1 protein-coding gene and 1 pseudogene are annotated in these 1624 nt (G+C 38.1%); both read left to right on the top strand.

From position 1 onward, the window contains the following. A partial coding sequence (locus GMD1S_RS07555; protein WP_000674537.1) for an aminotransferase class IV occupies positions 1–768 on the top strand: 768 nt, incomplete at its 5' end. Between the two features lie 119 nt (positions 769–887). Next, positions 888–1624, top strand: a pseudogene (locus tag GMD1S_RS07550) (endo-beta-N-acetylglucosaminidase); the annotation flags it as partial.

The raw sequence follows: 1624 nt of genomic DNA, 5'->3' as shown, positions 1-1624 counted from the left end.
CTCTTGCTTCCAAATGGACGACGGATTTTCAATGTCGCCATTCGGACTATTCAACTCTATATGGGCCAAGCTATCTATGGAGTTGGCGGAGGGATTACTTGGGATAGTACTTGGGAATCTGAATACCGAGAGGTTCATCAAAAGGCAGCTGTACTCTACCGTAAACAAGCACGTTTCCAATTGATTACAACTGGGAAAATCAGCCAAAAACAACTGCTTTTTGAAGATCAACATCTGGAAAGACTGACAAAGGCGAGTCGTTATTTTGCCTATCCTTTTGATCCAGAAGAACTGAGACAAAAGATAGAGGAAGAGTGTCGAGCTTGTGATGTTAATCAAGACTACCGCTTACGAATTACCCTCAGCAAGTCTGGAGAGATGGAACTCAGTCGCCAAATCTTAGCACCCCTCAGTCCAAGTTTCTGCAAAGCCAAACTTTGTCTGCAAGAAACAGATTTGAATCAATCATTTACTTACTTTAAAACAACTCATAGACCACACTTAAGTCTAGGGGAACAGGAAATCATTTACCATAATGCAGCAGGAGAACTGCTTGAGACCTCTATTGGAAATCTGGTCTTAAAAATTAATGGTAAACTCTACACACCGCCTATCAGACTTGGAATTTTACCAGGAATTTATCGTCAGCATTTGCTGGAAACAGGACAGGTAAAAGAGAAAATTACGACTTTGGAAGACCTGAACCAAGCAGAAGCTATCTATGGCTGTAACGCAGTCAGAGGTTTGTATGAGTTGGAAGTGATATAATTATAAATTTTTTAATTAATTTTTAGATTTATTTGTTAATATTTAATATTTGATTTGAAAGCAAAATTAAATATATGGTATACTATAGGTATAAATCATTAAAAACAATGGAGATTTTTATGAAAAAATCAAAAAAAATTTTAGTAACCAGCTTAGCCGCTGCAACACTGGGACTTATTTCATTTGCGGATACAACTGGAGACTTTCCTTTCTCGGCTCAGCATGTTTCTGCTCAAGAAAAGGATGTGTCTAAAAATGGTAAGGTTGTAAAAGAGAATACAACTTCGGCGCCAAATCAAGCTGAAAAATCAAAAACACCAGCGCAAAATCCTGCTGAGAAACCAAAAACACCAGCACCGAAACCAGAACCAAAACCAGCGCCAAAGCCAGCGCCGAAACCAGCTGAGAAACCGAAAACACCAGCTCAAAAACCTGCTGAGAAACCTAAAAATACAAGTCCTAAAGAGGATAAGTCCAAATCTACAGCTCAGTCTGGTTGGGTAGGCTCATCGTACTATGAAAATGGTACTAAAGTTACTAATAAGTGGATTTTTGATAAAAAAGCTAATTCTTATTTCTATCTAAATGCTTCGGGAAACTATGTCCAAAATGCTTGGGTAGGCAATTACTATCTTAAATCAGATGGTAAAATGGCTAAGAGTGAATGGATTTATGATAAAAACTATGGATCCTATTATTATCTAACCGCAGAAGGTAGCTACGCTCGAAACGCATGGGTAGGTAATTACTATCTCAAATCAAATGGGAAGAGAGCTAAAAATGAATGGATTTATGACAATAACTATGGGTCATACTATTATTTAACAGGAGAAGGCAGCTACGCTCGCAACACATG

The sequence above is a fragment of the Streptococcus sp. GMD1S genome, assembly GCF_000296875.1.
GTDB lineage: Bacteria > Bacillota > Bacilli > Lactobacillales > Streptococcaceae > Streptococcus.
The sequence above is the reverse complement of the archived record's forward strand: the minus strand, read 5'-3'. Positions and strand labels throughout refer to the sequence as shown.